Annotated in this window: 1 protein-coding gene; it reads left to right on the plus strand. The window is 65.6% G+C overall.

The window, feature by feature from the left end; all coding sequences use genetic code 11:
* Positions 1–359: 359 nt before the first annotated feature.
* On the plus strand, positions 360–1,586 hold the full coding sequence (locus F0Q45_RS25870) for an IS110 family transposase (RefSeq protein ID WP_188113175.1): 1,227 nt from the start codon (positions 360–362) through the stop codon (positions 1,584–1,586).
* Positions 1,587–1,611: the final 25 nt, after the last annotated feature.

Genomic DNA, 1,611 nt, shown 5'->3' on the forward strand with positions numbered 1-1,611 from the left:
TCCTAATCGTTTAGTAGGGATGGGGTCCCGGTTGTTGAGCGGGGTCTGTTCCTGGTGGGGTTTGCCGCCGGGTGATGCCTGGTGTTTCCCGTCGTTCGACGACTTCTGAAAGAACGGCGCGCCTGGCGGCAGACTCTGTCTGATGGTGGTGGGATTCCGTTGCCTGAGCCCGTTGCAGGGTTGACTTCCCGATGGTTGTTCCCGAGCCTTGAGCTCTTCGACAGAACGAGGTCCTGCGGCGTGCTGGAGTCACGGACGGCTAGTGAGATGACGGACCTGAGAGTCCCACGATTAGGGCGCCGCGTGAGTCCACCGGTAACAGCAGAACCATCGATCGAAGGAGTGATGAGACCTTGGGCTTGTTTTGTGGGATTGATTGGGCCACTGAACATCACGATGTCGTCGTCGTCGACGACGAGGGGCGTGTGGTGGCCCGCGGGCGGGTCGGCAACGACGCAGCCGGGTTCGCGGCTCTGTTGACGCTGCTGGCCGAAGCTGGTGACAGCTCCGCGCATCCGATCCCGGTGGGGATCGAAACCGATCGCGGCCTGTGGGTGGCCGCTCTGCGTGAAACCGGCCGGGTGATCTATCCGATCAACCCGCTGGCGGCCTCGCGGTATCGGGCCCGGTATGCGGTGTCGGGGGCCAAATCCGACACCACCGACGCGGTGCTGCTGGCCAACATTGTGCGCACCGATGCCGTCGCGCACCGACCGCTGCCCGCCGACACTGAGCTCGCTCAAGCCATCCGGGTGCTGGCCCGCGCTCAACAGGACGCGGTGTGGGCGCGTCAGCAGATCGGCAACCAGATCCGCGACCTGCTCAAAGACTTCTACCCGGCGGCCATCGTCGCGTTCGCCGGGCTGCCCGAAGGCGGGCTGGCCCGCGCCGATGCACGCACCATCCTGGCCGCTGCACCAACCCCGGCCCAGGCCGCGAAGCTGACCCCGGCCCGGCTGCGCCGGCTGCTGATCAAGGCCGGGCGCCGCCGCCATCTCGACCGCGACATCGAGCGTCTGCGGGAGGTCTTCACCGGGACCTATCTGCACCAGCCGCCGGTCGTGGAGAACGCGATGGGCATCCAACTGTCGGCGTTGCTGCGCCAATTCGATGCCGCCTGCACCGCCGCCAACGAATTGGCCGAGGCGGTGATCGCCCATTTTGACCAACACCCGGACGCCGAGATCATCACCAGCTTCCCCGGCCTGGGGAAGCTGGCCGGTGCCCGGGTGCTTGGTGAGATCGGTGACGACCGGACCCGTTTTGCCGACGCCCGGGGTTTGAAAGCCTTCGCCGGATCCGCCCCCATCACCCGCTCCAGCGGCAAGAAAACCGTTGTGTTGCACCGCCATATCAAGAACCGGCGGTTGGCTGCCGTCGGTCCGATCTGGGCGCTGGGATCGCTGCGTGCCGCTCCGGGCGCCCGTCGCCACTTCGATACCCGCCGCGCCGCCGGAGATTGGAACCACCAAGCCCAACGGCACCTGTTCAACAAGTTCCTCGGCCAACTTCACCACTGCCCGCAAACCGGCAAGCTCTACGACGAACACCTGGCGTTTCCACCTCCTCTCCAGGTCGCGGCTTGACGTTTAACTTCGTGAGATGTCTTTC

It is taken from the genome of Mycobacterium simiae, assembly GCF_008370645.1.
Classification (GTDB): domain Bacteria; phylum Actinomycetota; class Actinomycetes; order Mycobacteriales; family Mycobacteriaceae; genus Mycobacterium; species Mycobacterium simiae_A.